The organism is Kineococcus indalonis (assembly GCF_009906395.1).
Lineage (GTDB): Bacteria > Actinomycetota > Actinomycetes > Actinomycetales > Kineococcaceae > Kineococcus > Kineococcus indalonis.
In genome coordinates, this window is record NZ_JAAALM010000565.1 from 1 (window position 1) to 2,452 (window position 2,452).

2 protein-coding genes are annotated in these 2,452 nt (G+C 71.9%); both read left to right on the forward strand.

The annotated features are described in order from the left end of the window. Positions 1-92: 92 nt before the first annotated feature. Entirely contained in the window at positions 93-1,289 is a 1,197-nt protein-coding gene (locus GTR00_RS18925) for a Gfo/Idh/MocA family protein (protein WP_323132606.1), read from the forward strand. A 10-nt stretch (positions 1,290-1,299) separates the two neighbouring features. Further along, entirely contained in the window at positions 1,300-2,307 is a 1,008-nt protein-coding gene (locus GTR00_RS18930) for a sugar phosphate isomerase/epimerase family protein (RefSeq protein WP_166613111.1), read from the forward strand. Positions 2,308-2,452: the final 145 nt, after the last annotated feature.

Here is a 2,452-nt window from a genome sequence, read left to right on the forward strand (position 1 = left end):
CCCCTCTCCCCGCGGGCGGGCCCGCGGGGAGAGGGGTGTCCCCGCGGGCGGACCCGGCTCAGTACGATCGCCGCGACGACGAGGAGGTCCAGGTGTCCCAGCCCACACCGAACGAACTGCCCGAGCTGGGGGTGGCCGTCGTCGGCCACTCCTTCATGGGCGCCGTCCACTCCCACGCGTGGCGCAGCGTCGACCACGTCGGCGAACCGCGCTTCCGCACCCGGCGGGTCGCGCTCGCCGGCCGCGACGCCGGCCGCGCCACCGCCGCGGCGCGGCAGTTCGGCTGGGAGGAGGGCGTCGACGACTGGCGCTCCCTGCTGGAGCGCGACGACGTGCACGTGGTCGACGTGCTCACCCCCGGCGACAGCCACGCCGAGATCGCCATCGCGGCCCTGGAGGCCGGCAAGCACGTCATCTGCGAGAAGCCGCTGGCCAAGACGGTCGAGGAGGCCGAGCGGATGACGGCGGCCGCCGAGGCGGCCGCCGCGCGCGGCGTGCGCAGCATGGTGGCGTTCAACTACCGCAAGGTGCCCGCGATCGGGCTGGCCCGCCAGCTCGTGCAGGCCGGCCGCCTCGGCGAGGTCCGGCAGGTGCGCGCGCTGTACCTGCAGGACTGGATCGTCGACCCCGACTTCCCGCTGACCTGGCGGCTGCAGAAGGACCGCTCCGGCGCCGGCGCCCTGGGCGACATCGGCTCGCACATCGTCGACGCCGCGCAGTTCATCACCGGCCAGCGGCTGGTGGGCGTCAACGGCACCGTGGAGACGTTCGTCAAGACCCGCCCGCTGGAGGCCGAGCGCACCGGTCAGAACACCGGCCTGGGCGCGCAGGCGTCCACCGAGCGCGGCGAGGTCACCGTCGACGACGCGGCGGTCTTCTTCGGCCGCGGCGACGGCGGCGCCCTGATGACGTTCGAGGCGACCCGCATGGCGCTGGGCCGCAAGAACGGCATGCGCATCGAGGTCAACGGCTCGCGCGGCTCGGTCGCCTTCGACTTCGAGTCGATGAACGAGCTGTGGTTCTTCGACGGCGACCTGCCCGACGCGGAGAACGGCTTCCGCCGCATCCTGGCGACCGAGCCGGAGCACCCGGGCGTGTCCAACTGGTGGCCGGCCGGGCACGGCCTGGGCTACGACCACCCGTTCGTGCACGAGCTGCAGGAGTTCCTCGGCGCGATCGCCGACGGCCGCGACCCCAGCCCGTCCTTCGCCGACGGCCTGCAGGTGCAGAAGGTGCTCGAGGCCGTGCAGCGCAGCGCCGAGAACGCCTCCGCCTACACCGAGATCTGAGGAGCCGACGATGCCTCGTCCCGTGACCCTGTTCACCGGCCAGTGGGCCGACCTGCCGTTCGAGGAGGTGTGCCGCCTGGCCTCCGAGTGGGGCTTCGACGGCCTGGAGATCGCCACCTGGGGCGACCACCTGGACTCCTCGCGCGGCGCCCGCGACGACGACTACGTCGCCGAGAAGAAGGCGACGCTGGAGAAGTACAACCTCAAGGTCTGGACGATCTCCGCGCACCTGTCCGGTCAGGCGGTGTGCGACCTGATCGACGAGCGCCACAAGGACATCGTGTCCGAGGCCGTGTGGGGCGACGGCGACCCCGAGGGCGTGCGGCAGCGCGCCGCGGAGTACGTCAAGGACACCGCGCGCACCGCCGCCAAGCTCGGCGTGAAGACCGTCACCGGGTTCACCGGGTCCTCGATCTGGCACACGGTGGCGATGTTCCCGCCCACCCCGGAGTCGATGGTGGAGCGCGGGTTCCAGGACTTCGCCGACCGCTGGAACCCCATCCTCGACGTCTTCGACGAGGTGGGCGTGAAGTTCGCCCACGAGGTGCACCCGTCCGAGATCGCCTACGACTACTGGACGACGAAGCGGGCGCTGGAGGCCATCGGCCACCGCGAGGCGTTCGGGCTGAACTTCGACCCCAGCCACTTCGTGTGGCAGGACCTGGACACCGTCGGGTTCCTGCGCGACTTCGCCGACCGCATCTACCACGTGCACTGCAAGGACTCCAAGAAGCAGCTCGACGGCCGCGCGGGCCGGCTGGGCTCGCACCTGGCGTGGGCGGACTCCCGGCGCGGCTGGGACTTCGTCTCCGTCGGGCACGGCGACGTGCCGTGGGAGGCGATCTTCCGCCAGCTCAACGTCATCGGCTACGAGGGCCCCACGAGCGTGGAGTGGGAGGACGCCGGCGTGGACCGCCTGCGCGGCGCGCCCGACGCGCTGGCGTTCGTGCGCCGCCTCGGCGAGCTCATCCAGCCGCCCGCCGCGGCGTTCGACGCGGCCTTCAGCTCCAAGGGCTGAACCCCGCCCGGGAACCCCCGTCCGCAGCACGCGCGGGCGGGGGTTCCCCGACGCCGGGTGGCAGTGTCGTGACGAACAGTGTGTGGTGTGAATCACATCACATTCTGCTGGAACCGGTGGACTGGTTGAGTCTGAACCATGACGA

What these genes read in the sequence shown, in the direction of transcription:
- GTR00_RS18930 (WP_166613111.1), top strand. Translation starts at nt 1,300, where the DNA reads ATGCCTCGTCCCGTGACCCTGTTCACCGGCCAGTGGGCCGACCTGCCG.